The sequence below is a fragment of the Streptomyces sp. NRRL WC-3618 genome, from assembly GCF_001280005.1.
Lineage (GTDB): Bacteria > Actinomycetota > Actinomycetes > Streptomycetales > Streptomycetaceae > Streptomyces.
In genome coordinates, this window is the sequence record NZ_LGDW01000258.1 from 1 (window position 1) to 903 (window position 903).

The 903-nt window shown below is 66.3% G+C and carries 1 pseudogene; it reads right to left on the minus strand.

The window, feature by feature from the left end:
- Window positions 1–291: 291 nt before the first annotated feature.
- A pseudogene (locus ADL01_RS46440) lies at window positions 292–544 on the minus strand (hypothetical protein); the annotation flags it as partial.
- Window positions 545–903: the final 359 nt, after the last annotated feature.

A 903-nucleotide genomic window follows, 5' to 3' on the forward strand; every position in this document is an offset into this window, starting at 1 on the left:
ATCAGGTTGCCCTTCTCGTCGGTCAGCGCGAGAAACAGCAGGCCATGGGCCTTGTGTTTCCCGCTGAAGTTCCTGCGGTTGTCCGCTCCGGTGCGGCGGCGGGTACGGATCAGGGTGCCGTCCAGCAGGACGACCACGCCGCCCCGTTTCGCGATCTTCGATCACCTGCTAACGATCTCGCCTCCGGCCAGCACGAGCCGGCCACCACACAGCCACACCAGCCCCCGTGACCTGCAAAACTAAGGATGGCAGGGCTTCAGTGGGAGTTCCTCTGTCATCCGGAGGGCAGCATGCCCCTGGCACCTGAGCGGTCTTCACGCTCTGCTCCTCGGCAGCCGTCAGGTCAGCCTGAGCGTGCTCTTGCCCGCTCATGTCCGCCGGGGCCAGCACTTCGCCGACCCGCGTTCGAGCGATGGCCCACTCCTGCCATTCCCGCCCCCGCGGCCAGTTCGGCCTGAATACGGTCGGCCTCCTCCCACAGCTCGTCCACGCGACGGCGAGCACCCAGCTCACGCTGTTCCAGCAGCCCAATCACCGACGGCATCCACGACCTCCCGGGGAGCGACACAACGACAGGCCACTACTCCCACGGCACCTCCCGCCCTACGCTCCACCAGCGGAAACGCAACCCTCAAGCCCGGAAAGACTGTGAGGATGATCTGGTGCCGCTCGAGCGGTGGCCTGACTCGCGCAAAGACTGGCTTCGGTGGCTTTCTGTTGATCTGTCGGTCACCGCCGAAAGCACTCCTTCCGGACCTCGCTGTCGGCCGTGCGACCTCGGGCGCGCGCCCACCGCAACTCCCCTTGCCCAGCGGGCAAGGGGAGTTGCGGTGGGCTTGAACCGGATACCGGTGTCAGCAGGAGCTCAAGCCCGTGAAGCCGACGCGGACGAGTTTCCACTGC